Source organism: Streptomyces sp. MI02-7b, from assembly GCF_033793585.1.
In the GTDB taxonomy this organism is placed as follows: Bacteria; Actinomycetota; Actinomycetes; order Streptomycetales; family Streptomycetaceae; genus Actinacidiphila.
The window spans coordinates 446,134-470,746 of the sequence record NZ_JARAWX010000004.1; the positions used below are offsets into that span (position 1 = coordinate 446,134).

Annotated in this window: 21 protein-coding genes and 2 pseudogenes; 15 read left to right on the plus strand and 8 right to left on the minus strand. The window is 72.3% G+C overall.

Annotated features, from left to right (window positions below; genetic code table 11):
- Positions 1-275 precede the first annotated feature (275 nt).
- From PV364_RS08870 to PV364_RS08890, 5 genes are all read left to right on the plus strand, one after another.
- Entirely contained in the window at positions 276-1,052 is a 777-nt protein-coding gene (locus PV364_RS08870) for an amino acid ABC transporter ATP-binding protein (protein WP_319659194.1), read from the plus strand.
- Positions 1,053-1,078: 26 nt separating this feature from the next.
- Positions 1,079-1,996, plus strand: coding sequence for a glutamate ABC transporter substrate-binding protein (locus PV364_RS08875; RefSeq protein WP_319659195.1), 918 nt, complete (start codon positions 1,079-1,081; stop codon positions 1,994-1,996).
- A gap of 135 nt (positions 1,997-2,131) precedes the next feature.
- Positions 2,132-2,779 carry an amino acid ABC transporter permease gene (locus PV364_RS08880; RefSeq protein WP_319659196.1) on the plus strand — a complete coding sequence of 216 codons (648 nt, stop codon included), beginning with the start codon at positions 2,132-2,134 and terminating at the stop codon, positions 2,777-2,779.
- The gene (locus PV364_RS08885; protein ID WP_319659197.1) at positions 2,776-3,624 is read left to right on the plus strand and encodes an amino acid ABC transporter permease; all 849 of its coding nucleotides are present in this window, start codon (positions 2,776-2,778) and stop codon (positions 3,622-3,624) included. The genes PV364_RS08880 and PV364_RS08885 overlap by 4 nt, the downstream gene beginning before the upstream one ends.
- 105 nt (positions 3,625-3,729) lie before the next feature.
- Positions 3,730-5,385 (plus strand): FAD-dependent monooxygenase, encoded by a 1,656-nt coding sequence (locus PV364_RS08890; protein WP_319659198.1) that lies wholly within the window; start codon positions 3,730-3,732, stop codon positions 5,383-5,385.
- A 39-nt stretch (positions 5,386-5,424) separates the two neighbouring features.
- Here PV364_RS08890 and rny read toward each other — a convergent pair whose 3' ends face one another.
- The 7 genes and pseudogenes from rny to PV364_RS08925 all read right to left on the minus strand — a co-directional run bounded on the left by rny (position 5,425) and on the right by PV364_RS08925 (position 12,850).
- Positions 5,425-6,918 carry a ribonuclease Y gene (gene rny, locus PV364_RS08895; protein ID WP_319659199.1) on the minus strand — a complete coding sequence of 498 codons (1,494 nt, stop codon included), beginning with the start codon at positions 6,916-6,918 and terminating at the stop codon, positions 5,425-5,427.
- A gap of 98 nt (positions 6,919-7,016) precedes the next feature.
- Positions 7,017-7,637: pseudogene (recX, locus tag PV364_RS08900) on the minus strand (recombination regulator RecX); the annotation flags it as partial.
- Positions 7,586-8,740: a recombinase RecA gene (gene recA, locus PV364_RS08905; RefSeq protein WP_319659200.1), complete on the minus strand. Its 1,155-nt coding sequence runs from the start codon at positions 8,738-8,740 to the stop codon at positions 7,586-7,588. The pseudogene recX and the gene recA, both read right to left, overlap by 52 nt.
- 169 nt (positions 8,741-8,909) lie before the next feature.
- Positions 8,910-10,145, minus strand: coding sequence for an AI-2E family transporter (locus tag PV364_RS08910; RefSeq protein ID WP_415924534.1), 1,236 nt, complete (start codon positions 10,143-10,145; stop codon positions 8,910-8,912).
- A 21-nt stretch (positions 10,146-10,166) separates the two neighbouring features.
- The gene (locus tag PV364_RS08915; RefSeq protein WP_319659201.1) at positions 10,167-10,361 is read right to left on the minus strand and encodes a DUF3046 domain-containing protein; all 195 of its coding nucleotides are present in this window, start codon (positions 10,359-10,361) and stop codon (positions 10,167-10,169) included.
- Positions 10,362-10,422: 61 nt separating this feature from the next.
- Entirely contained in the window at positions 10,423-11,097 is a 675-nt protein-coding gene (locus tag PV364_RS08920; protein ID WP_319659202.1) for an MEDS domain-containing protein, read from the minus strand.
- 13 nt (positions 11,098-11,110) lie between these two features.
- Entirely contained in the window at positions 11,111-12,850 is a 1,740-nt protein-coding gene (locus tag PV364_RS08925; RefSeq protein WP_319659203.1) for a PucR family transcriptional regulator, read from the minus strand.
- 324 nt (positions 12,851-13,174) lie between these two features.
- On the opposite strand from PV364_RS08925, the gene dnaK reads away from it, so the two are divergent.
- The 9 genes and pseudogenes from dnaK (at position 13,175) to PV364_RS08970 (ending at position 23,069) form a co-directional block, all read left to right on the plus strand.
- Entirely contained in the window at positions 13,175-15,085 is a 1,911-nt protein-coding gene (gene dnaK, locus PV364_RS08930; protein ID WP_319659204.1) for a molecular chaperone DnaK, read from the plus strand.
- Positions 15,086-15,094: 9 nt separating this feature from the next.
- The gene (locus PV364_RS08935) at positions 15,095-15,661 is read left to right on the plus strand and encodes a nucleotide exchange factor GrpE (RefSeq protein WP_319659205.1); all 567 of its coding nucleotides are present in this window, start codon (positions 15,095-15,097) and stop codon (positions 15,659-15,661) included.
- 6 nt (positions 15,662-15,667) lie between these two features.
- Complete coding sequence (locus PV364_RS08940; protein ID WP_319659206.1) at positions 15,668-16,642, plus strand: J domain-containing protein; 975 nt, start codon at positions 15,668-15,670, stop codon at positions 16,640-16,642.
- Positions 16,639-17,052, plus strand: a complete 414-nt coding sequence (locus PV364_RS08945; protein ID WP_319659207.1) for a chaperone modulator CbpM — start codon at positions 16,639-16,641, stop codon at positions 17,050-17,052. The genes PV364_RS08940 and PV364_RS08945 overlap by 4 nt, the downstream gene beginning before the upstream one ends.
- The gene (gene clpB / locus PV364_RS08950; RefSeq protein WP_319659208.1) at positions 17,043-19,691 is read left to right on the plus strand and encodes an ATP-dependent chaperone ClpB; all 2,649 of its coding nucleotides are present in this window, start codon (positions 17,043-17,045) and stop codon (positions 19,689-19,691) included. The genes PV364_RS08945 and clpB overlap by 10 nt, the downstream gene beginning before the upstream one ends.
- Positions 19,692-19,710: 19 nt before the next feature.
- The gene (gene trxA / locus PV364_RS08955; protein WP_319659209.1) at positions 19,711-20,181 is read left to right on the plus strand and encodes a thioredoxin; all 471 of its coding nucleotides are present in this window, start codon (positions 19,711-19,713) and stop codon (positions 20,179-20,181) included.
- A 9-nt stretch (positions 20,182-20,190) separates the two neighbouring features.
- Positions 20,191-20,421, plus strand: a pseudogene (locus PV364_RS08960) (cyclic nucleotide-binding protein); the annotation flags it as partial.
- 73 nt (positions 20,422-20,494) lie between these two features.
- On the plus strand, positions 20,495-21,133 hold the full coding sequence (locus PV364_RS08965; protein WP_319659210.1) for a DUF1707 domain-containing protein: 639 nt from the start codon (positions 20,495-20,497) through the stop codon (positions 21,131-21,133).
- A gap of 742 nt (positions 21,134-21,875) precedes the next feature.
- Complete coding sequence (locus PV364_RS08970) at positions 21,876-23,069, plus strand: PP2C family protein-serine/threonine phosphatase (RefSeq protein WP_319659211.1); 1,194 nt, start codon at positions 21,876-21,878, stop codon at positions 23,067-23,069.
- Here PV364_RS08970 and PV364_RS08975 read toward each other — a convergent pair.
- Positions 23,017-23,565, minus strand: a complete 549-nt coding sequence (locus PV364_RS08975; protein WP_319659212.1) for a helix-turn-helix domain-containing protein — start codon at positions 23,563-23,565, stop codon at positions 23,017-23,019. The two genes, PV364_RS08970 and PV364_RS08975, sit on opposite strands and share 53 nt — an antisense overlap.
- A 78-nt stretch (positions 23,566-23,643) precedes the next feature.
- On the opposite strand from PV364_RS08975, the gene PV364_RS08980 reads away from it, so the two are divergent.
- Complete coding sequence (locus PV364_RS08980) at positions 23,644-24,594, plus strand: alpha/beta hydrolase (protein ID WP_319659213.1); 951 nt, start codon at positions 23,644-23,646, stop codon at positions 24,592-24,594.
- Positions 24,595-24,613: the final 19 nt, after the last annotated feature.

A 24,613-nucleotide genomic window follows, 5' to 3' on the forward strand; every position in this document is an offset into this window, starting at 1 on the left:
GTTCCGGCCATGATGACCCATCCCCCCGCATCCACGCGGATCGGCGACGCGCGCGTCAAGCCGCTCCGGGCGCCGCGGCCCGACTGTTACGGAGCCGGTACGCTCCACCGGCCGGCGCGCTCACCCAGAGTGCAGGAATTGTGCCCTTCGGTAATCGGATCGTGATGCTCAAGTTCCCCTCAGATCGGGTGACTCGGTTCCCCCGATGTCAATAGGGTCGATCTTCAAGGTCTGGTCAACCGATGAGTCAACCGACGAGGATGGAGCACACGCCGATGACGGAGGTTCCGGTGACCGAGGACGCCAGGCCCACGGCCGACGCCCTGGTCGTGCTGGAGGGCGTGAACAAGCACTTCGGCGCTCTGCACGTGCTCCAGGACATCAACCTGACCATCGGACGCGGTGAGGTGGTGGTGGTCATCGGCCCGTCCGGGTCGGGCAAGTCGACCCTGTGCCGCGCCGTCAACCGGCTGGAGACCATCGACGCGGGCCGCATCACGATCGACGGCCGGCCACTGCCCGCGGAGGGCAAGGAACTCGCCCGGCTGCGCGCCGACGTCGGCATGGTGTTCCAGTCCTTCAACCTCTTCGCCCACAAGACCGTGCTCGAGAACGTGACACTCGGGCAGATCAAGGTCCGCAAGGCCGACAAGAAGGCCGCCGAGGAACGCGCCCGCACCCTGCTGGACCGGGTGGGCGTGGCCAGCCAGGCGGACAAGTACCCGGCCCAGCTCTCCGGCGGCCAGCAGCAGCGCGTCGCCATCGCCCGCGCGCTGGCGATGGAGCCGAAGGTGATGCTCTTCGACGAGCCGACCTCCGCGCTCGACCCGGAGATGATCAACGAGGTGCTGGAGGTCATGCAGCAGCTCGCGCGCGACGGCATGACGATGGTCGTCGTCACCCACGAGATGGGCTTCGCGCGGTCCGCCGCCAACCGGGTGGTCTTCATGGCCGACGGCCGGATCGTCGAAGAGGCGACGCCGGACCAGTTCTTCAGCAATCCCCGGAGCGACCGGGCCAAGGACTTCCTTTCGAAGATCCTCCACCACTGAGGTTTGCCGACCTAAGGATGATGACGATGAGGTTCCGTACCACTGCCGCCGCCGGACTCGCCGTCCTGGCGCTGACCGCGACCGCCACCGCGTGCGGCAAGGAGGGCTCGCCCTCCTCCAGCGCGCCCACGGGCGGCTCCAGCAGCGCCGCCGCCGCCGAACTGCCCTCGTACACCGTCAAGTCCGGTGTGGACCTGGCCGGCTCCAAGACCTGGGACCGGATCAAGAAGGACGGCAAGCTCGTCATCGGCGTCAAGGCCGACCAGCCGAACCTGGGTTACCAGGACCCGGGCAGCAAGAAGTACTCCGGCTTCGACATCGAGATCGCCAAGATGGTCGCCGCCGACCTCGGCTTCGACGAAAACAAGATCGAGTTCAAGACGATCCAGTCGGCCAACCGCGAGACCGCCATCTCCGGCGGCCAGGTCGACTACTACGTCGGCACCTACACGATCAACGACGAGCGCAAGAAGCAGATCTCCTTCGCCGGCCCGTACTTCGTCGCGGGCCAGGACCTCCTGGTCAAGAAGGGCGGCGGCATCAAGAGCACCGACGACCTCAAGGGCAAGAAGGTCTGCTCGGCCACCGGCTCCACCTCCATCCAGCGCATCAAGGACGGCGGCTACGGCGCCAAGACCGTCGAGTACGACTCGTACTCGCTGTGCGTGCAGAACCTCGCCTCCGGCCAGGTCGACGCGGTCACCACCGACGACGCCATCCTCAAGGGCTACGCCGCGCAGGACCCGGCCAACCTGGAGGTCATCGGCAAGCCGTTCTCCGAGGAGCCCTACGGCGTCGGCCTGCTCAAGGACGACACCGTCCTGCAGAAGGCGATCACCGAGGCCCTGAAGAACCACGAGGACAACGGCGACTGGAAGAAGGCCTACGACGCCACGCTCGGCAAGTCCGGCGTGAGTGCCGAGATCCCGCAGCTCCAGTCCTGACCCTCCCCCCTGCGGACGGGACCCGGCCCTGACACGGGTCCCGTCCATCCCCCGGCACAGCCCGAGCGTGATGCGCCGGCGGCCCGGTGCGGCCGCCGGCGCACCCCTTTTCGGAGAATCGGTTTCGGAGAATCGATGAACGTACTGCTGGACAACTTCGCGCTCTTCCGCGAGGGGTTCCTCGGCACGGTCGAGCTGACCGCGCTCAGCGGGGCGATCGCCCTGGTGCTCGGGGTGATCATGGCCGCGTTCCGGGTGTCCCCCGTGCCGCCGCTGCGCTACTTCGGCGCCGTGTGGGTCACGCTGCTGCGGAACACCCCCCTGACCCTGCTCTTCTTCGTCGCGGCACTGGTGCTGCCCCGGCTGGGGCTGAACACCTGGAGCTTCTTCCAGCTCGCCGTGCTCGCCCTGAGCTGCTACACCTCGGCCTTCATCTGCGAGGCGGTGCGCTCGGGCATGAACACGGTGCCGCTGGGCCAGGCCGAGGCCGCCCGCAGCCTCGGGATGACCTTCACGCAGACCCTGCGGCTGATCATCCTGCCGCAGGCCACCCGCACGGTCCTGCCGCCGCTGGGCAGCCTGCTCATCGCGCTGGCCAAGAACTCCGCGATCGCCGGCGGCTTCAGCGTCTTCGAGCTGTTCAGCGTCCAGAAGACGCTCGGCGAGAAGGGCTACAACATCTTCGTCATCTTCATCTGGGTGGCGATCGCGTACCTGATCATCACCTTCTTCATCAGCGCCGTCTTCCGGCTGCTCGAGACCCGGCTGGTGGTGGCCCGATGAGCGCGAACGTCCTCTTCGACGCCCCCGGCCCGCGGGCCAGGATCCGCAACCGTGCCATCGGCGCGGTCGCCGCGCTGGCCATCCTCGCGCTGCTGTGGTTCGTCTACCGGCGGCTCGACGACTCGGGGCAGTTCGCCTCGTACCTGTGGGAGCCGTTCCAGTACGCCGACATCCAGCAGCGGATCCTCGACGGCCTGCTCGCCACCTTGAAGGCCTTCGCGCTGGCCGTGGTGCTCTCCCTGCTGCTGGGCGCGCTGCTGGCCACCGGCCGGCTCTCCGACCACGCGCCCGTGCGCTGGGTGGCCACCGTCGTCGTGGAGTTCTTCCGCGCGATGCCGCTGCTCATCATGATCTTCGCGCTGTACGTGGGCGTCTTCACCTCCGCCCCGCTGTGGGCCCTGGTGATCGGCCTGACCCTCTACAACGGCTCCGTGCAGGCCGAGATCTTCCGGGCCGGCATCAACGCCGTGCCCAAGGGGCAGCGCGAGGCGGCGTACGCCATCGGCCTGCGCAAGACGCAGGTCATGGTCTCCGTGCTGATCCCGCAGGCGGTGCGGGCGATGCTGCCCTCGATCATCAGCCAGGTGGTGGTCACCCTCAAGGACACCTCGCTGGGCTACATCATCACCTACGAGGAACTGCTCTACACCGGCAACCTCATCGCCAAGAACAGCGCCGGCTTCCCCTTCATCCCGATGATCATCGTGATCGGGCCGATCTACATCGCGATGTGCCTGGCCCTCAGCGCGCTCGCCAACTGGATCGAACGGCGGGGCCGCCGCAGCCGCAAGGGTGCCCCGCCCAAGGCCGGTGACATCAAGGCCGTGGAGGCCGCGGCGGAGTGACGGTGCGCCAGGCGCACCCCCCTCGGCCAGGTGTCGTCACTTGACGCACGCACCCGCAGTGGGTTGCATACGCAATGTGACTGCACATCTTCCCGGGACCGCACCGTGGACCCGGTGATCATCGCGGGGGCGGGTCCGACCGGACTCGCCCTCGCTCTCTCCCTGGCGCGGCACGGCGTGCCGAGCATCGTTCTCGACGAATACGACCACGCGCCCTCACCGTCCCCGGAGCGCACCGCCGTCCTGACCCCGGAGACCGCATCCCTGGTCGCCCGGCTCGGCCACACCCGCGTGTACGAGGACGGCGCGACGTGGACGGCCTGGCGGACGCTGCGGCGCCGCCAGGAGACGGTCCGCGTCGAGTTCGGCACCGAGGGGCACAGCGGTCAGGGCCCCTCTCCCCTGCACATCACCCAGGAGCGGCTGGAGCACGGCCTGCGCGCCGCGATCGGCGCCCAGGCCCTGGCCCGACTCGTGCCCGGGGCGCACGTGGACGCCGTGGAACAGGACGACTCCGGGGTGAGCGTGCGTACCCGGGGCGCCAACGGCACCTGGTGGCGCGGCAGTCACCTGGTCGGCTGCGACGGGCCGCGCTCCACGGTGCGCAAGCTGCTCGGGGTGCGCTTCCCCGGCCGCACCGCCGTCGACCGGCACGCGGTCGCCGCGCTGAAGGTCGCACTCCCGGACGAGGGCGTGGCCCTGCTGCACCGCGAACCCCCGGGACCGGGCGCGGGGCCGGAGGTGACGGCGCGTCCGCTGCCGGACGGCGTGTGGCGGCTCGACTGGCTGCTGCCCGCCCGCGGCGCGGACCTCACCTCGGACGAGCTGGTGTCCCGCGTCCGGGGCACCCTCACGGCCTGGTGCGGAAGCGTTCCGCCGTACGAACTGCTGGGCTCAGCCGAGTACCCGGTGCACCAGCGGCTCGCCCGGCGCTGGCGCGCGGGACGGGTCTTCCTCGCGGGCGACGCGGCCCACCTGACGGGCGCGCTCGGCGCGCAGAGCGTCGAGGAGGGCCTGCGGGACGCGGACAACCTCGGCTGGAAGCTGTCGCTGGCCTGGCACCACGGGGCCTCCGACACCCTGCTCGACAGCTACCAGGCCGAACGGCGGGGCGCCGTCGGTGCCCGGCTGCGCGCCACCGACCAGGTGCTGCCGCTGCTGCGGGCCAACGGCGTCTGGCACACCGTCCGCCGCTCGGTGCTGTCCGGCTCCGCCCGGCGGTACGCCGAACTCCTCACCGACAGCCACATCGGCCGCGGTCCCCTGGGGGCCTCGCCGGTCTACACCCGGTCCCCGCTCGCCCTGCCGGCGCCGCGCGGCTCCGCCCCGCCCTCCGCCGGCGGCCCCGCCGACGCGCCCTCCCCGCTGGTCGCCGCCTGCGCCACACCGCCCGGCGGCGCCGTGACCGACGTCCCCGTCACGGCCCTCGACGGCACCCAGGGACATCTGTACGAGCACCTGGGGCGGGACCTGCTGGTCGTCCTCGTCGCCCCCGGGACCGGTGTGTGGGAGAGCCGGCACTGGCTCACCGCGGGCCTGATGCCTCGACTCGCCAAGGCGGTCTCCGCTCTCCCCCAGCGCGCCGAACTCCTGGTCACGGACGCCTATCCGGGCTCCACGGCGCACAGCGTGCTCCTGATCCGCCCCGACGGCCACCTCGTCGCCGTGATGACCGGCTGCCGTCCGACCGAGCTGTACGCCTACGCCGACCTCGCCCGCGGCGGCCCCCCGTCACCGGTCGAGGACCCCGTCCCGCACTGAGCGGCGGTCACCGATTCGCCGGTTCTCCGGTTCGCCCGTTCAGCGGGCGAACTCGGTGGCACGGGACTCGCGGACCACGGTGATCCGGATCTGCCCGGGGTAGGTGAGTTCCTCCTCGACCTGTTTGGCGACGTCGCGGGCGATGACCTGGGCCTGGATGTCGTCGACGTCGTCGGGGCGGACCATCACCCGGACCTCGCGGCCGGCCTGCATGGCGAAGACCTTGACGACACCTGGCTGGGCCGCGGCGATCTGCTCCAGGCGCTTGAGGCGGCGGACGTAGTTCTCCAGGGACTCGCGACGGGCGCCGGGGCGGCCGCCGGAGATGGCGTCGGCGGCCTGGGTGAGGACGGCTTCGACGGTGCGCGGGTCGACCTCGTTGTGGTGGGCCTCGATGGCATGGACGACGTCCTCCGACTCGCCGTGCCGGCGCGCGAGGTCCGCGCCGATGAGGGCGTGGCTGCCCTCGACCTCGTGCGTGAGGGCCTTGCCGATGTCGTGCAGCAGGGAGCCGCGCTTGACCGGGGCGGGCTCGACGCCGAGTTCGGCGGCCATCATGCCGGCGATGTGCGCGGACTCCAGGAGGTGGCCGAGCACGTTCTGCCCGTACGAGGTCCGGTAGCGCAGCCGCCCGAGCAGGGTGACCAGCTCCGGGTGCATGTCGGTGATGCCGACCTCGGTCAGCGCGTCCTCCCCGTGCCGGACGCACAGCTGCTCGACCTCGGCGACCTTGCGCTCGTAGACCTCCTCGATACGGTGCGGGTGGATGCGGCCGTCGGTGACCAGTGCGTCCAGCGCGAGGCGGGCGACCTCACGGCGCACCGGGTCGAAGCAGGAGAGCAGCACCGCCTCGGGAGTGTCGTCGATGATCAGATTGACGCCGGTGATCGCCTCGAAGGCCCGGATGTTGCGCCCCTCGCGGCCGATGATGCGGCCCTTCATGTCGTCCCCGGGCAGCTGCAGCACGGAGACCACGGACTCGGCGGTCTGCTCGGTCGCCACCCGCTGGATCGCGGCGGCCACGATGCGCCGGGCCCGCTCCTCCCCGCGGTCGCGGGCGGCGCGCTCGATGTCCCGTACCGTCAGGGCGGCCTCGCGTTTGGCCTGCTGTTCCACAGAGCGGATCAGGTCGCCGCGGGCCTCGGCCGAGGTGTAGAGGGCGACCCGCTCCAGGACGGCACGCCGCTCGTCCTCCAGCCGGTTCACCTCGGCGCGGCGGCGGTCCAGCTCGTCGCGCTCGTCGGCCAATTCACGGCGCCGCCGGTGCAGTTGCTCGGACTCGGCGTCGATGCGGGCCTCGCGGTCGATGAGCCGCTGTTCGCGACGCTCCAAGTCGGCCCGGATCTCCCGGACTTCCTCCTTGGCGGCGGCCCGGATCTCCCGGGCCTCGCGCTCGGCGGCCGTGCGGAGCCGCTCGCGCTCCGCGCGCAGCCGCAACAGCAGCGCGAACGAGATGACAGCGGAAACGACGACGACCGTGACGGAGACGGCCACGACAGTGAGTACGGATCCGGTCCCCAGCGCGATGCCCATGGCACCAACTCCCGTGTCTGCGAGGCCACGATCCCTCACCTCACCAGTTGTGAGGCTAGGTCGACTCAGAGGCACGGTCAAGGAACCTCAACGATGGTTCAGTCCGGCAGGTAGTACTCCAGCGCCTCCGGGTCGTCACCCTCCTCCTCCAGGGCGCGGCGCACCACCCTCAGGGCGAGTCCCTCCGCGTACCCCTTGCGGGCGAGCATGCCGGCGAGCCGGCGGATACGCTTCTCCCGGTCCAGACCGCGGGTGGCCCGCAGCTTGCGGTCGACGAGGGCGCGGGCCGTGGACTCCTCCTGTTCGGGGTCGAGTTGCTCGACGGCATGGCCGATCGCCTCCGCGTCCACACCCCGGGTGCGCAGCTCCTGGGCGAGGGCACGCCGCGCAAGACCCCGGCCGCGGTGCCGGGACTCCACCCATGCGTGGGCGAAGGCCTGGTCGTCGATGAGCCCCACGTCCTCGAACCGCTCCAGTACCTCCTCGGCCGCCTCCTCCGGGATGTCCCGGCGGCGCATGGCGTCCGCGAGTTGCTTGCGCGTGCGCGGGGTCCCCGTGAGCAGGCGCAAGCAGAGCGCCCGCGCCTGCTCCACGGGGTCAAGTGGCGGCTCTTGCTCGGCCCTCGACGAGAAAGAGCCGCCACGATCCTTGTGCCCGGATGCCACCGTCAGGCCTTGGCTGCCGCCGTGGCCTTGGTCGCCTTGGCGGTCTTGGCCGCCGGGGCGGCCGCCGTCGCGGCTGCGGCCGCCGGAGCCGCGGCGTCACCCTCGGCCGGCGCGGCGGGACCGGCGGCGTCCGCCCCGGGCTGCTCGCCCGGAGCCTCGGGCCGGACGCCGATGCCGAGCTTCTCCTTGATCTTCTTCTCGATCTCGTCGGCGAGGTCGGGGTTGTCGCGCAGGAAGTTGCGCGCGTTCTCCTTGCCCTGGCCGAGCTGGTCGCCCTCGTAGGTGTACCAGGCACCGGACTTGCGGATGAAGCCGTGGTCCACGCCCATGTCGATCAGGCCGCCCTCACGGCTGATGCCCTGGCCGTAGAGGATGTCGAACTCGGCCTGCTTGAAGGGCGGCGCGACCTTGTTCTTGACGACCTTGACCCGGGTGCGGTTGCCGACCGCGTCGGTGCCGTCCTTCAGGGTCTCGATGCGGCGGATGTCCAGACGCACGGAGGCGTAGAACTTCAGCGCGCGGCCACCGGTGGTGGTCTCCGGCGAGCCGAACATGACGCCGACCTTCTCGCGGAGCTGGTTGATGAAGATCGCGGTGGTCTTGGACTGGCTGAGCGCACCGGTGATCTTGCGCAGCGCCTGGCTCATCAGACGGGCCTGGAGACCCACGTGCGAGTCACCCATCTCGCCCTCGATCTCGGCCCGCGGCACGAGGGCCGCCACGGAGTCGATCACGATGAGGTCCAGCGCGCCGGAGCGGATCAGCATGTCGGTGATCTCGAGGGCCTGCTCGCCGTTGTCCGGCTGGGAGAGCAGCAGCGAGTCCACGTCCACGCCGAGGCGCTTGGCGTAGTCGGGGTCGAGGGCGTGCTCGGCGTCCACGAAGGCGACCTTGCCGCCGGCGCGCTGGGCGTTGGCCACCGCGTGCAGCGTCAGGGTCGTCTTGCCGGAGGACTCCGGGCCGTAGACCTCGACCACGCGGCCGCGCGGCAGGCCGCCGACGCCGAGCGCGACGTCCAGGGCGGTGGACCCCGTCGAGATGACCTCGATGGGCTCGTTCGGCCGGTCGCCGAGCCGCATGACGGCACCCTTGCCGAACTGCCGTTCAATCTGTGCGAGCGCGGCGTCGAGCGCCTTCTCGCGATCGGTTCCTGCCATGGGTTCCACCCTGGGTGTCTGAGTCGTTCGCTTCACGTCCAAGACGCTACTGCCTGCCACTGACAATGCGTCCCGGCGTCGCTCGGGCCTGTGGATAACTCCGCGGAAATCGGCCCGCCACACTCATGAGAATGGATGTTCGATTTGCGTGTCAAGCGACACGCACGGCTCAGGCGCCACCGTCGCCACGGCCACCGTCCCGGTCGCCCGCGGCGCCGTCCGTCCCCCGCCACGGCATCCGCGGCCATCGGATCCGCCGCGGCTGCGGCTCATGGGCCCGCGGGTCGGTCACCGCGTACCGCTTCACGTACGCACCGAGGAAACCCTGCAGGGTCGCCGTCGCCGGGATCGCCACCAGCGCCCCGACCGCGCCGAGCAGCGCGGTGCCCACGATGACCGAGCCGAAGGCCACCGCCGGGTGGATGTCGACGGTGCGCGCGGTGATCCGCGGCTGCACCAGGTAGTTCTCGAACTGCTGGTAGACCACGACGAACCCGAGCACCCACACCGCGTCCCACGGATCCTGCGTGAACGCGATGAGCATCGGGAGCGCCCCGGCCAGGTAGGTGCCGACCGTCGGCACGAACTGCGAGACCACGCCGACCCACACCGCCAGCGCCGGGGCGTACGGGATGCCGAGGACCTGGAAGAGCACGTAGTGGGCGACCGCGGAGATCAGCGCCATCAGCGCCCGCGAGTAGAGGTAGCCGCCCGTCTTGGCGACGGCTATCTCCCAGGCGCGCAGCACCTCCGCCTGCCGGGCCGGCGGCAGCACCGAGCACACCGCCCGCCGCAGCCGGGGGCCGTCGGCGGCGAAGTAGAAGGTGAACAGGGTGATCGTCAGCACCTGGAAGACCCCGCCCAGGACGGTCGCCGAGAGCCCCCAGACGTTGCCCGCCTGCTTCTGCACGTAATTGCGCAGCCAGTCGGAGTGCAGGACGTTCTGCTGCAGCTTGCCGACGGACAGGTCGGTGCCGAAGGTGTGGTTGACCCACAGCACCACGTCGTCGACGTACTCCGGCAGATTCCGGCCGATCGAGGTGATCTGGTCCACCAGCAGCGACCCCAGCAGCACCACGAAGACGCCGCCCAGGGTCAGGACCGCCAGGAAGACCAGCCCGGTCGCCAGCCCCCGGCGCATGCCGCGGGCGGCCATCCAGTCCACCGCCGGCTCCATCGCCAGGGCGGCGAAGAAGGCCAGCAGGATGTTCACCAGCAGCCCGATGACCTGGTGGAAGGCCCACTCCGCCAGTTGGAGCGCGGCCAGCAGCGCCACCGCCAGCACCATGGCCCGCGGCAGCCACCGGGGCATCCTCGGCATCCCGCCCCCGCCCCCGGCGCCCTCCCCCGGACCCCCGGGCAGTCCGGCGGGTATTCGACTCGTCGTCTCGTCGCTTCCTGCCACGGGCACAGTCTCGCGCAGTGGTCAGCGCCGCGAGGCCGGTACGTCCATCGCGGCACACACCGCGCGCCAGATGTCCTTCGCCGCCCAGCCCGCCTCCAGCGCCTGGTACACGGTCCGGCCACCCAGCTCGGACATGACATGGTCACGCGCGAACGAGTCGGCGTAGGCATCACCGAAGTGCGCGTACATCCGCTCCCAGAACACCGTCAGCTTCATGCCGCCAGTATCGCGTGTCGCGCGGACGGACCACGGACGGGCCGGATGACGGCCGCGGCCGTCAGCTCACCTCGGTTCCCGCGGGGCCGGCGCCGGGGCCCGGATCGAGGCCCTGGCCGAGGTAGTAGGGGTTCTCCACGACCATGCCGCCGAGCCACACCCTGGGGTGCGCCTTGACCATGGGGATGATCAGGTCCCCGCCGAAGAGTTCGAGGTCGTACATGCACAGGCCCACCTGCGGACAGGCCCGCAGCCAGGAGGTGGCGCGCGTCTCGTGCTCGACCAGCTCGCGGACGAAGTCCGGCCGCACCAGGGGATGCGCCCAGCTCATGTCCGCGGCGATCCGCAGCAGCCCGGGACGGCGGTTCCCGCTCCCGTCGCCGGCGCCGTCCCCGTCGAAGGCCCCCTCGAAAGCTCCGCCGAAGGCTCCGTCGAAGACCCCGTTCCGCTGGTGGACGTCCCGCGGGTCCCTGACCAGGAGGCGGTCGGCAGCCGGGCCGAGGGGCGGCACCTCGGCGGCCAGCGCGTCGCGGTACGCCCGGCCCTCGTCCGGCGCGGCCAGCAGCGTGCAGGCGTGCCCCTTGCGGAGCCCGTCCGCGAGGAAGGGGGTGACGAGCCGGTCGCGTTCCGCGCGCCCCCGGTAGAAGGCGCACAGGTGGTCGCCCCGGCGCAGGGGCACGCCGCCCACGGTGGCGACGGTCACGGAGGCCGTCCCGGCGGAGGCGTGCTGCTCCATGGAGTGCTCCTCGTCACGGACCGCCGCCGTCCAGGACCTTCCACAACCGCGTCGCGACGTGCAGGTTGAGCCTGCTGTCGACGTCCGTGAGGTCGTTCCCGCCGACGTCGCGGATGCGCTGCAGCCGGTACCGCAGCGTGCTGCGGTGGATGTCCAGGGCGGCGGCCGTCGCGTCGTAGTTGCCCCCGCACTCGAAGTACTGCGCGAGGGTGCGGGCCAGGTCGCAGTGGTGCGCGGCGTCGTAGTCCAGGAGCGGGCCGAGCCATTCCCGAACGAAGTGGCCGACCTCCTGGTAGTCGCCGTCGCCCGTTCCGAGGATGCGGTAGAAGCCCAGGTCGTCGAAGGTCGTGGCACCGTTCGGGGACTGGGAGCGGCAGCGCACCTCCAGGGCCCTGAGCGCCTGCTGGAAGGAGCGCGGGAGGTCGCGCGGGGCGTCGCAGCGGCCTCCCACACCGATCGCGCCCCTGGCGGTGCCCAGTTCGCGGGAGACCGCCTGGTGGAGCGCGTCCGCGGGGGGCCGGCCCCGGAGGACGAGGACGGCCATGCCCGACCGCCGCGCCGGCAGGCATCGCAGCCGCAGTCCGGCTGCGGCGCGGCCGACCGCCTGGACGAAGGCGTCGTCGGCCGCCCGGCCCTCCCACTGGACGACGGCCGGATAGTGCGGGCCGTGCAGGTCGTGCCCGATCGCGGCGGCGCGGGCGTACGCGCTCTCGTCGTCGGTCCCCGCGACCAGGTCGTCCACGAGCTCGCGGCGCAGCCGCAGCTCCACCTCGGCGAGGCTGTGCAGGTGGGCCAGTTCCAGGGAGAGCGCGGTGCACGCGTGGTCGAGGGTGAACTCGTCCTGTTCGTCGCGGCGGTCCTCCGCGGCGACCAGGGCCATGGCCCCCAGGACCTCGCCGCGGTGCTGGACCACGGCGATGAGACGGTCGCCGACGCGCAGCGGCCGCAGCCTGCGGGCGGCCTCCTGCAGCAGCAGCTCGCGCCGGGCGGCGTCGGGCTTGGGGTACGGATCGGGGCGGCCAGGACCGGCCCAGGCCCGCAGGTTGCCGAAGCGGTCCTCGATGGCCACGGGGCAGCCGGTGAGCCGGTGGACGGCCGCGGCGATGCCCGCCACGCCGCTGCCGCTCGCCGTCGCCTCGCTGAGCACCTCGTGGACGGTCCGCTGGTAGGTGAGCTCGGCGACGGACGCGGCGAGCTGTGCGTTCACGCTCTCCCGTTCCTCGTTGAGCCGCCGCAGCTCCTCGGCGTGCTCGCGTTCGCGGCGCCGGGCCGCGGCGTTCGCCAGGGCGGCCGAGGTCTGCTGGGCGAGCACGTGGATCAGGAAGCGCTCGTCGTCGGTGGGCGTCGTGGGCGCGCTGACCACGAGGTGCCCGATGCCGCCGCCCCGGGTGTGCAGGGCGAAGGCCCATCCCCAGGCACGCCCGGGCACGAGGACGGGCCCTTCCCTGCCGTCCAGCTGCCGCAGGCGGTCGCCGAGTCCCGGCAGGGCGCGCCGGCCGGCCGAGGGGACGTCGGCGCCGGACCCGTCGGCGGTGAGGTGGCCGGCCTCCGCGCGGCAGGGGCCGAGTGCCGCGACGGACGTCAGGGCCAGCCGCATGATGTCGGCCTCGTCCCGGCCGTCGTTCATGATCATCGAGAGGACGAAGAGACTGTAGAGATTCGCCAGGTGCTCCTGGTCCCAGTTCCTGGCGCGGGCCGTGCGGGCCGTACCGGCCGTGCGGACCCGGTCGGCCTCGCTCATGGAAGCGCTCATGGTGAGCCGGCTCCTCTTCGACGAACCACTCCTCCACGCCCCATCACCGCTCCTGGCCGAGTCATGCACGATTTGCCCATTTCCGTACCTAATCGACACCTTGTGCTGCCAGGACGAGAAACACCGCGGATTTGGTCCCGGCAGGCGCAGGCAGCCGACCGGTTCCGGCCGGGACGCTGGAGCCGATGCCGGCGCCGGGGCCCTCCATCGCGCCGCCTTGTGCCTACAGGTCTCCCGCAGGGCGGCCACCGGCCCCCGGTGCCGGTTCGCAGCGCAGCGCAGCGCGCGGACGGGCGGGAAGCCCTCGACGTGAAGGAGCACCCCATGGCCAAGGCAGTCGGGATCGACCTCGGGACCACCAACTCGGTGATCGCCGCTTGGGAGGGCGGGGAGGCGACGGTGATCCCCAACTCCGAGGGCAACCGCACGACCCCGTCGGTGGTCGCGTTCACCGACACCGGTGAACGCCTGGTCGGCCAGCTCGCCCGGCGGCAGGCGATCCTCAACCCCAAGGGCACCATCTACTCGGCCAAGCGCTTCATCGGCCGCCGCTACGACGAGATCCCGGAGGAGGCGAAGGCCGTCGGCTTCGACGTCGTGCCCGACGAGCACGGCAACGCGCGCTTCAAGATCCGCGACAAGCTCTACGCGCCGGAGGAGATCAGCGCCCTGGTGCTGCGCAAGCTCGCCGACGACGCCGGGAAGCAGTTGGGAGAGCGCGTGACGGAGGCGGTCATCACGGTGCCCGCCTACTTCAACGACGCCCAGCGCACCGCCACCAAGGACGCCGGCCGCATCGCGGGTCTGGAGGTCCTGCGCATCATCAACGAGCCGACCGCGGCGGCGCTCGCCTACGGCCTGGACAAGAAGGAGCACGAGACGGTGCTCGTGTTCGACCTGGGCGGCGGCACCTTCGACGTGAGCCTGCTCGACGTCGGGGACGGCGTGGTCGAGGTGCGGTCCACCGCGGGCGACAGCCATCTGGGCGGCGACGACTTCGACCGCCGCCTGGTGGACTACCTCGCGGACCGGTTCCAGAAGGAGAACGGCATCGACCTGCGCAAGGACCCGCAGGCACTGCAGCGCCTCTTCGAGGCCGCGGAGAAGGCCAAGACGGAGCTGAGCTCGGTGACGCAGACGCAGGTGAGCCTGCCGTTCATCACCGCCGACGCGTCCGGCCCCAAGCACCTGACCGAGACGGTCATGCGCTCCACCTTCGAGCAGATCACCGCGGACCTCGTCGAACGCACCATGGGGCCGGTCAAGCAGGCGATGGCCGACGCCAAGATCGGCGAGAACGACATCGACGAGGTCATCCTCGTCGGCGGCTCCACGCGCATCCCCGCCGTCCAGCAGCTGGTCCGCCGGCTGACCGGCGGCAAGGAACCCAACATGAGCGTCAACCCCGACGAGGTCGTGGCCCTGGGCGCCGCGATCCAGGCCGGCGTGCTCAAGGGCGAGGTCAAGGACGTCCTGCTGCTGGACGTGACCCCGCTCTCGCTCGGCGTGGAGACCCGCGGTGGCGTGATGACCAAGATCATCGACCGGAACACCACGGTCCCGGTGCGCCGCGCCGAGACGTTCTCGACCGCGGAGGACAACCAGCCGGCGGTGGACGTGGTGGTGCTGCAGGGCGAGCGCGAGTCCGCGGCCGACAACCGCGTGCTCGGCCGCTTCCAGCTCAAGGACATCCGGCCCGCACCGCGTGGGGAGCCGCAGGTCGAGGTCACCTTCGACGTCGACGCCAACGGCATCCTGAACGTCACCGCCCGCGACAAGGACACCGGCGCCGAGCAGGGCATCACCATCAGCGAGGGGTCCAACCTCGAACAGGGCGAGATCGAGCGGATGGTGCGGGAGGCCGAGCAGCACCGCGGCGAGGACAAGGCGCTGCGCGAGGGCGTGGACGCCCGCAACGAGCTGGACGCGGTCGCCTACCAGGTGGAGCGCCGGCTCGACGAACTGGGCGAGGCCGCCCCGGCGCACGAGAAGGCGCGGGCGGAGATGCTCGTGGCCGACGCCAGGGAAGCCGTCAAGCAGGAGGCGGCGCTGGACCGCGTCCGGTCGCTGACCTCGGACCTCCAGCAGATCCACGCCTCACTGGCCGCGGCCCGGCCCTCCGCGGGCCCCGGGGCGCAGGAGCCGGCCGCCGGGGCCGGCACGGGGCAGGAGAGCCACGTCGGCGGCGCGGGCGCGGACGACGACGTGATCGACGCCGAGTTCGACAAGGGCTGATGTGCGCTCATGTCCACCGAACAGGAACCGACGACGCCCCGGCCCGAACCCGTCGACGTGCCGGCCGAGGTCCCCGGGCAGGCCCCGCAGGAGGTGACGGGGGCGGCCGCCGCGGGGGCCGCCCCCGGGCCGGACGAACACGCCGCCGCGCTCGAGGAGTTGCAGGACCGCTGGCGTCGTGCCCTCGCCGACCTGGACAACGTCCGCAAGCGCCAGGCCAGGGAGCTGGAGCGCGAACGGCTCACCGAACGCACCCGTACGGCGGCCGCCTGGCTGCCGGTGCTCGACAACCTCGAACTGGCCCTCGTCCACGCCGGGTCGGAGGACGCCTCCGCCGTGCTGGAGGGCGTCAAGGCGGTGCGCGACCAGGCCGTTGAGGTGCTGCGCGGTCTCGGGTATCCCCGCCACGAGGAGACCGCGGTGCCCTTCGACCCGGCCCGCCACGAGGTCGTCGGAGTGGTCGACGACCCGGCGGCGGAGCCGAACTCCGTGGTCCAGGTGGTGCGTCCCGGCTACGGCGAGGACGGGTCGCAACTGCGCCCGGCATCCGTCGTGGTCGCCAGGCGTCAGGAGTGACGTGCGATGGCACGGGACTACTACCAGGTGCTCGGGGTGGCGCGTGACGCGACCTCCGAGGAGATCCAGCAGGCGTTCCGCTCCCAGGCCCGCAAGTTCCACCCCGACATCAACAAGGACCCGGGGGCGGAGGAGCGCTTCAAGGAGCTCAACGACGCGTACGGCGTGCTGTCCGACCCCGCCACGCGGCGCCGCTACGACCGCTTCGGCGAGGATTTCCGCCGCGTTCCCGAGGACTACGACGAACGCGTGGCCGCCGGTGCCGGGGCGCGGGCCCGCGCGGGCGGTGGCCGGCCCGGATGGCCCGGCGGAGGCGGAGGCGGAGGCGGAGTCGACGGCGGCCGGGTCCGCTTCGTCTCGGACTCCGCCGAGGGGTTCGAAGGGGTGGACTTCGAGGACCTGTTCGGCGGGATGTTCGGCCGCGGCGCCACCCGCGGCCCGGTGCCCGGCGCCGACCAGGAGGCCGAGATCCGGCTCAGCGTCGAGGAGGCCTTCCACGGCGGGAAGCGCGGCATCACCCTCGGCGGGCCTGCCGGGCAGCGCACGTACGACGTCACGATCCCCCGCGGGGTGACCGACGGGCAGCGCATCCGGCTGGCCGGCCAGGGCGGTCGCGGCAGCCGCGACGCGCCGCCGGGCGATCTGTACCTGCGCGTGCGGCTCCGGCCCGATCCGCGGTTCCGCCTGGAGGGCCGGGACATCCACGTCGTCCTGCCGGTCACGCCCTCGGAGGCGGCGCTCGGCGCGACGGTGCCGGTCCCCACGCCCGGGGGCACCGCCAAGGTGACCGTCCCGGGCGGCTCGTCCAGCGGGCGCAGGCTCCGTCTGCGCGGCGAGGGCATGCCCAATCCCCGCGGCGCCGCGGGCGATCTGTACGCGGAGGTCCGGGTCATGGTGCCGACCGATGTCACCGACCGGGAGCGCCGGCTCTACGAGGAGCTGGCCGACGTCTCGTCCTTCGACCCGAGGAAGCAAGGATGACCAGCGATCCGCGGCCCCGAGCCGCCGTCCGGCAACCGGCCCCTGGCGTCCGGGAGGGCGCCCCCGCGCACCGGCAGGGCCTGAACGTCGTCGTCCGCGGAACGGCCATGGTGCCGGTCCGCCGGCTCGACCTGGAGCTCGTCGCGCGGCGTTCCGGCCTCCACCCCGATCTCGTGCGCAGGTTCGTCGCTCTCGGGCTGGTCGACGCGGACCGGGACGCAGAGGGCCGGCTGTGGTTCGCGCCGACCGTCCCGGCGAAGCTGGCCCGCGTCCAGCGGCTGCGGGCCGGACTGCCGCTCAACTACGCCTCGTTGGGCGTGGTGCTCGATCTGCTCGACCGGATCGCCGAACTCGAGGCCGCCCTGAGGAGGGCGAACGCCGGCTCCAGGAGTGATGAATCGTGGATATGAACCGGCTCACCCAGAAGTCCCAGGAGGCGCTGCAGGAGGCCCAGACGGTCGCCGGCCGGCTGCACCAGACCGAGGTCGACGGCGAGCACCTGCTGCTCGCCCTCCTCGACCAGCCGGACGGTCTCGTACCCCGGCTGTTCGAGCAGAGCGGTGCGCAGGTCGGGGCGCTGCGCAAGGAGCTGTCCGAGGAACTCGCACGCCGGCCCAAGGTGACCGGCCCGGGCGCCACTCCGGGCCAGGTGTACATCACCCAGCGGCTGGCCGGGCTGCTGGACACCGCGGAGCAGGAGGCAAGGCGGCTCAAGGACGAGTACGTCTCCGTGGAGCACCTGGTGCTGGCGCTGGCCGACGAGGGCTCCCGCACCGCCTCGGGCCGGCTGCTCAAGGAGAACGGCGTCACCAAGGACGGGTTCCTCACGGCGCTGACCCGGATCCGCGGCAACCAGCGGGTCACCTCGGCCACCCCCGAGGCCTCCTACGAGGCGCTGGAGAAGTACGGCCGCGACCTGGTCGCCGAGGCGCGCGGCGGCAGGATGGACCCGGTCATCGGCAGGGACGCGGAGATCCGCAGGGTCATCCAGATCCTCAGCCGCAAGACGAAGAACAACCCCGTCCTGATCGGTGATCCCGGTGTGGGCAAGACGGCCATCGTGGAGGGGCTGGCGCAGCGGATCGTCCGCGGTGACGTCCCCGACGGCCTGCGCGACAAGACGATCTTCTCGCTCGACATGAGCCTGCTGGTGGCGGGCGCCAAGTACCGCGGCGAGTTCGAGGAGCGGCTGCAGGCCGTGCTGAGCGAGGTCAAGGGCGGCGAGGGCCGCATCCTGCTGTTCGTCGACGAACTGCACACGGTGGTGGGCGCGGGCGGCGGGTCCGAGGGCGCCATGGACGCCGGGAACATGCTCAAGCCGATGCTGGCGCGCGGCGAACTGCACATGATCGGCGCCACCACGCTGGAGGAGTACCGCAAGTACGTCGAGTCCGACGCGGCCCTGGAACGCCGGTTCCAGCAGGTGGTCGTGGACGAGCCGAGCGTGGAGGACACCGTGTCCATCCTGCGCGGGCTGCGCGAGCGCCTGGAGGTCTTCCACGGCGTGAAGATCCAGGACACCGCGCTGGTCGCGGCGGCGACGCTGAGCCACCGCTACATCTCCGACCGATTCCTGCCGGACAAGGCCATCGACCTGGTCGACGAGGCGTGCGCGCGGCTGCGGACCGAGATCGACTCCATGCCGGCCGAACTGGACGAGATCACACGGCGGGTGACGCGTCTGGAGATCGAGGACGCGGCCCTCGGCAAGGAGACCGACCCGGCCAGTGCCAAGCGCCTGGAGGAACTGCGCCGCGAACTGTCCGACCTGCGCGCCCAGGCGGACGCGATGCAGGCCCAGTGGGAGGCCGAGCGCCAGGCCATCCGGCGGGTGCAGCAGCTGCGGCAGGAGCTGGAGCAGGTCCGCCAGGAGGCCGAGGAGGCCGAACGCGCCTACGACCTCAACCGCGCGGCGGAACTGCGCTACGGCAGGCTCACCGATCTCGAACGGCGGCTGGCCGCCGAGGAGGAGGCGCTCGCCGCCAAGCAGGGCGAGAACCGGCTGCTGCACGAGGTCGTCACCGAGGACGAGATCGCCGAGATCGTCGCCGCCTGGACCGGCATCCCGGTGGCCCGGCTCCAGGAGGGCGAGCGGGAGAAGCTGCTGCGCCTGGACGAGATCCTCACCGAGCGCGTGATCGGTCAGGACGAGGCCGTCCGGCTGGTCACCGACGCCATCATCCGGGCCCGGTCCGGCATCCGCGACCCGCGGCGCCCCATCGGCTCGTTCATCTTCCTCGGCCCCACGGGCGTCGGGAAGACCGAGCTGGCCAAGGCGCTGGCCGCGACACTCTTCGACACCGAGGAGAACATCGTCCGGCTCGACATGAGCGAGTACCAGGAGCGGCACACCGTCAGCCGGCTGGTCGGCGCCCCTCCGGGGTACGTCGGTTACGAGGAGGGCGGCCAGCTCACCGAGGCCGTGCGCCGCAAGCCGTACTCGGTGGTCCTCTTCGACGAGATCGAGAAGGCCCACCCCGATGTGTTCAACACCCTGCTCCAGGTGCTCGACGACGGCCGGATCACCGACGCGCAGGGCCGCACCGTCGACTTCCGCAACACGATCGTCATCATGACCTCCAACATCGGCTCGGCCCACCTGCTCGACGGCGTCACCCCTGACGGCGAGGTCAAGCCCGATGCCCGGGCCCTGGTGATGGGCGAGCTGCAGAGCCACTTCCGGCCCGAGTTCCTCAACCGCGTCGACGACATCGTGCTGTTCAAGCCGCTCGGCCTGAAGCAGATCGAGCGCATCGTCGAGCTGCAGATCGACGACCTTCGCCGGCGGCTGGCGGAGCGGCAGATCGGCGTCGAACTCAGCGACGCCGCCCGCGAGCTGATCGCCGAGCAGGGCTTCGACCCCGTCTACGGCGCCCGGCCGCTGCGCCGGTACATCTCCCACGAGGTGGAGACGCTGGTGGGCCGGGCCCTGATCCGCGGCGATGTGCAGGACGGCGCGACGATCGGGGTGGACGCCCGCGACGGCGAACTGGTGGTGACCTACGGCGACCGGGCGCGGACGACCGCCCAGGACCGGCTGGCCTCGTGAGCGGGAGGCGGGAGCGACCATGTCCGTGGCGTCCGTGAACCGGAGCACCACCATCGCCTGCGGCACCTGCGGGCGCACGAACCGCGTGCCGGTGGCGGCGCGGGGGCGGCCCCGCTGCGGCGACTGCCGAGCCGCGCTGCCGTGGATCGTCGACGCGGGCGACGACGACTTCGCCGGGATCACCGGGATCACCGGGAGCACCGGGGAGACCGCCCCGGTGGTGCTGGTGGACCTGTGGGCCACCTGGTGCGGTCCCTGCCGCGTGGTGAGCCCCGCGCTGGAACGGGTCGCCCGGCAGCTCGCCGGAAGGCTCAAGCTCGTCAAGGTCGACATCGACCGTGCTCCGGCGATCGCGCAGCGCTTCCAGGTCATGGCGGTGCCGACACTGGTCCTGCTCGGCCAGGGCAAGGAGATCGCCCGGCGGGCGGGCGCGGCACCCGACCACGAACTGCGCCGGTGGGTGGAGGAGAGCATCGCGGACCGCGGCTGACGCCGCCCGTGGGCACCCCTCGGGCGCGGCCCGCTGCTGCTGGAGACGACCCTGCCCGGGGTGTTCGCCGCCGGGGACGTCCGCAGCGGCTCCGTCAAGAGGATGGCCGCCGCGGCCGGCGAGGGGGCGATGGCGATCCGCCTCGCGCACGAGCACCGCGCCCAGGAGGGCAATCTCGTCCGCTCCACGGGCCACGGGGAAGGGCAGCCGGTGCCGGGCCCGCCGGCGTCCTGGCGCTGACACCCCCCGGCTCCGGCCCGCCGGCGACGGGCTCGCGCCCACCTCCCGGACGTCCTGCCATAAGGTGCCGGTCATGAGCCATCCGACCCCGTGGGAACCCAAGAGCCCCTTGGAGCAGCGGGCCTCGCACGAGGACCGCGACCGGATATCCGACGTCCTGCGGGTCGCCGCCGGTGACGGCCGGCTGAGCCTCGAGGAACTGGAGGAGCGGCTGGAGGCCTGCTACGCGGCCCGCACCTACGCCGACCTCGCCCCGCTGGTCGCCGACCTCCCCGGCCAGGACCTGGTGCGGCAGCCGCCGCGGCCGCCCCGGCCGAAGGACGTCGTGCGGACCAGGCGGGTGGGCGGGAACCTCCGCTGCGAGGGGGCCTGGCTGGTGCCGAAGAGGCTGGAGGCGGAGGTGCGCGGCGGCAATGTGGTCCTCGACTTCACCTCCGCCACGGTCACCGAACCGGTCACCGAGGTCGACGTGGCGCTGCGCGGCGGCAATCTGCGGCTGATCGTCCCGGCGGGCCACGAGGTGGATGCCGCCGGGGTCGAGATCCGCGGCGGCTCCGTCGTCCACCGCCGCGCGGGCGACCGGGACCAGGATGCCCCGGTCGTGCACCGGATCATGGTCACCGGCCGCATCGTGGGCGGCAGCGTGGTGATCGTCCCGCCCCGCCCCCCGCGCCGTCCGGGCCGCTTCCGCAGGATGCTGGGCCGCGCCTAGCCAGGAGCCCGCACCGCCGCCCTCTCCGGATCGCCGGCCGCGGCACCCGCCCCTGGCAGCGACGCGGATCTCGTCTGCTGCACGTGCAGCTTCGTCGTTCCGCTCGGGGCGGTGTCTCCCGCGCGCCGCTCGCCGGAACGACCTGGTGAGCGGCCCCTCGCTCCCGGCCACGCCGACAGCGTCCGGGCCCGCGCGACGCCGGCGCTGCGGCCCCGCCCGCGACCCCGCCGTACGGCTGCCCAGGGCCCTGGGCTCCGTCCACCCCGCCGACCTGACCGTCGGCGACGCGGCGGTGCCCGCACGGCCCTCCCCCGCCCGGGAGGCCATGGCAGCCATTCACCGCGAAGCAGGCGCACCGCCCGGTGACAGACGCGCTGCCCCGCCGCGCTGCCGATACCCGGGCGCCTGCCCGAGGCGGATCCCGCCCGACAGCGGTCCGCCCGCCGCGCCGCACCTGTTCGGCCTCCCTCGAAACGCGCCCTGCGCGTGATCCGGGGGTTCCTGACGGGGATGGGGCCCCGGTGACCGCCCGCGATCGTTCCGGCGGCCGGGGAGCGTTCGGGCGTACATTCGACATATGCGACAGCCAACCTCCGGCGCGCGACTGCCGGCCCGAGAAGCGGGGCTCCGGGTCCTCTGACGCCATGGGACCGCGATGAGCAGCACCTTCTGGCGCCGTTTCCGGTGGCACCCGCCGCAGGGGACCTCTTCACCGGGCCCGCCGACCGCGAGGTCCTGGTGGATGATGCTGGCACACGGCCCCGGGCCGCTCGTGGTGGCACTGGTGATGATCGCGGGCATCCTCATAGCCGGTTTCGTCGTCCCGACCTCGCAGCATCTCGCCTCGCTGATGGCCGTCGTCCCCGCGACGACGGCGGCGCTGGCGGGACCCCGGCTGACCACGGTGATCGCGGCACTGTCCTGTGTCGCGGCCTTCGCGCTGGACGCCCACGACGACCTCCTGCACACCTCGATCCCCGCCGTCCACCTTGCGGAGATCGGCCTGATCTCCGCGTTCGTCATCGCCTCGCGCAGCATCCGCGACCGCAGCGTGCGGGAGCTGACCGAGGTGCGGATCGTCTCCGACACCATCCAGCGGGTGCTGCTGCGGCCGCTGCCCCCGCACCTGGGGCATCTGCGGATCCGCGCCACGTACCACGCCTCGCACCCGCACGCGCAGATCGGCGGCGACCTCTACGCGGTGTCCAAGTGCGCGGCCGGGGTGCGCCTCCTCATCGGCGACGTCAGGGGCAAGGGCCTGCCGGCGGTCGAGGACGCGGAGGCGCTGCTGGGCGCCTTCCGTGCCGGCGCCCGCAGGATCCGGTCGCTGCAGGAGCTGATGGCCGAGCTGGAGTTCAGCGTGCGCAGTCACTTCGAGGAGGCGGGCCTGTCGGACGCCGACGCGGTGGAGCGCTTCATCACCGCCCTGATCATGGAGGTGCCGGACGAGGGCGACACGGTCCATGTGGTCAACTGCGGCCATCCGCCGCCCTACCTGGCCCTCGGGCCGGACACCCTGCTGCTGGCGCCCACGGCGCCGTCTCCCCCACTGGGCCTGGGCAGCCTGAGCCCCGGCGACTACCCGGTGGACAGGTTCCCGTTCTCCCGCCGGGCGACGCTGCTGCTCTACACCGACGGCGCGATCGAGGCCCGCAACTCCGACGGCCAGTTCTACGACCTCGGGGCGCATGTCGCCACCTGGCCGCGCTCCCAGCCGGAGGACCTGCTCCGGCACGTACTGGACGGCCTCTCCCGCCACGTCGGCGGCGGCCCCATGGACCTCGACGACGACATCGCGCTGATCGCCGTCCAGTACGGCGACGACCTGCCCGCCCCCGCGGCGGCGCCGGTCGCCGAGGCCCTGTCCGAGGGCCGCGCGTCCTTCAGCCGTCCTGACGCCCGGGCGGTTCCTCGGCGGGGAACAGGACCGGGCTGATCAGGTGCCGGGTCCGGCCCGGGGCCGGGCCGTGTCCCAGGCGCGGGAGGAGGACGGCACGCATCTCCTCGATCATCGCGGCGCGTTCGTCCTCGGTGAGCCAGACGGCGTGCTGGCGGTACCCGACCGCGTCGGCGGCCGGGTCGGCGCCGTTCCGGTCGAGGTAGGCGTTGAACTCGGCGAGCAAAGTCGCCATGGCCACCGCGAAGATCCGCCGGTGGTCGTCACGGCCGACGGACGCGGCCGTTCTCGCGTCCACCACTGCGCGGGCGCGGTGCAGCCGGTAACGGCGCTCGACGGCGCCGCGCACTCGCTGCTCGCCCTCGACCTCCAGCAGGCCGCCGTCGGCCAGGAGGCCCACATGCCGGTAGACGGTGGCCTTGGAGACGTCCGGGAGCAGACCGCACAACTGGGTCGTGGTGAGCGTCCGGCCGCCCGACAGGGCGTGCACGATGCGGAGCCGCACCGGGTGCAGGAGCAGATCGACCGGTTCCATGGACACACGATCTCACGTCCGATACCTTTCTCAAAGTTGAGAATGACGGTGAGGGCAACGGGGAGGGAGACAACCCGCATGGCACAACGAGCGCACGGGACGGCGGCCGGCCCGAAGGAACCGGCCGGTCCTGAGACCGCCGTCGTCCGGCAGCCGCCGCTGGGACGGTTCCACGAGGTCGCCGGACGCCGGCTGCTGCTGCACCGCTCCGGCAGCGGAGGCCCGGCCGTGGTGCTGCTGGCCGGCGCCGGCATGGTCGGCCTGGACTACCTCAACCTCCACGACCGCGTCGCCGAGTCGACCACATGCGTCCTCTACGACCGAGCGGGCACGGGATGGAGCGCGCCCGTCCCCCTGCCCCGCACGGCGACCGAGGTCTCCGGCGAACTGCACGACCTGCTGCGGACGGCGGGGGTGCCGGGCCCCTACCTGCTGGTCGGCCACTCCCTCGGAGCCGCGTACGCACGCCGTTTCGCGCAGCGGTTCCCCGGCGAGACGGCGGGCCTGCTCCTGCTGGACCCGTTCCACGAGGACATGTACGCAAAGGCGCCGCCCGAGGTCCGCGAGAAGCTGGAGCGCATGAAGGGGGCGGAGCTGCCGGAGGCGACGCAGGAACAGATCGACCGCTCGCGCGAGGTACTCGCCCGGCACTTCGCGGCCTGGCCGCCGGGTGTCCGTGGAGCCCTCGCCGAGTACCACCTCACCGCGTGGCGGACCGGGTGGGTGGAGGACGGGAATCTGCACACCGTGGTCGCCGACGAGCTCCGGCGGGCGCAGGAACTCCCCGACGTTCCGCTGACCGTCCTCTCGGCCATGGGCGTCGACCCGACGCAAGCGGCCCTGTGGTCCGAGCAGACGGTGCGGGACATGAACGCCGCCAAGCTCGGCCTGCACGCGGGGCTCGCCGCGTCGGTGCCGCGCGGCACCCATCGTGTCGTCGACGACGCGGGGCACGGATGGCTCCACGAGGAACGCCCGGACGCCGTGCTCGACGCCCTCGGGGAGCTCCTGCGCCACGCCTCCGGCTGAGCCCGCACGGCCGCCCGCG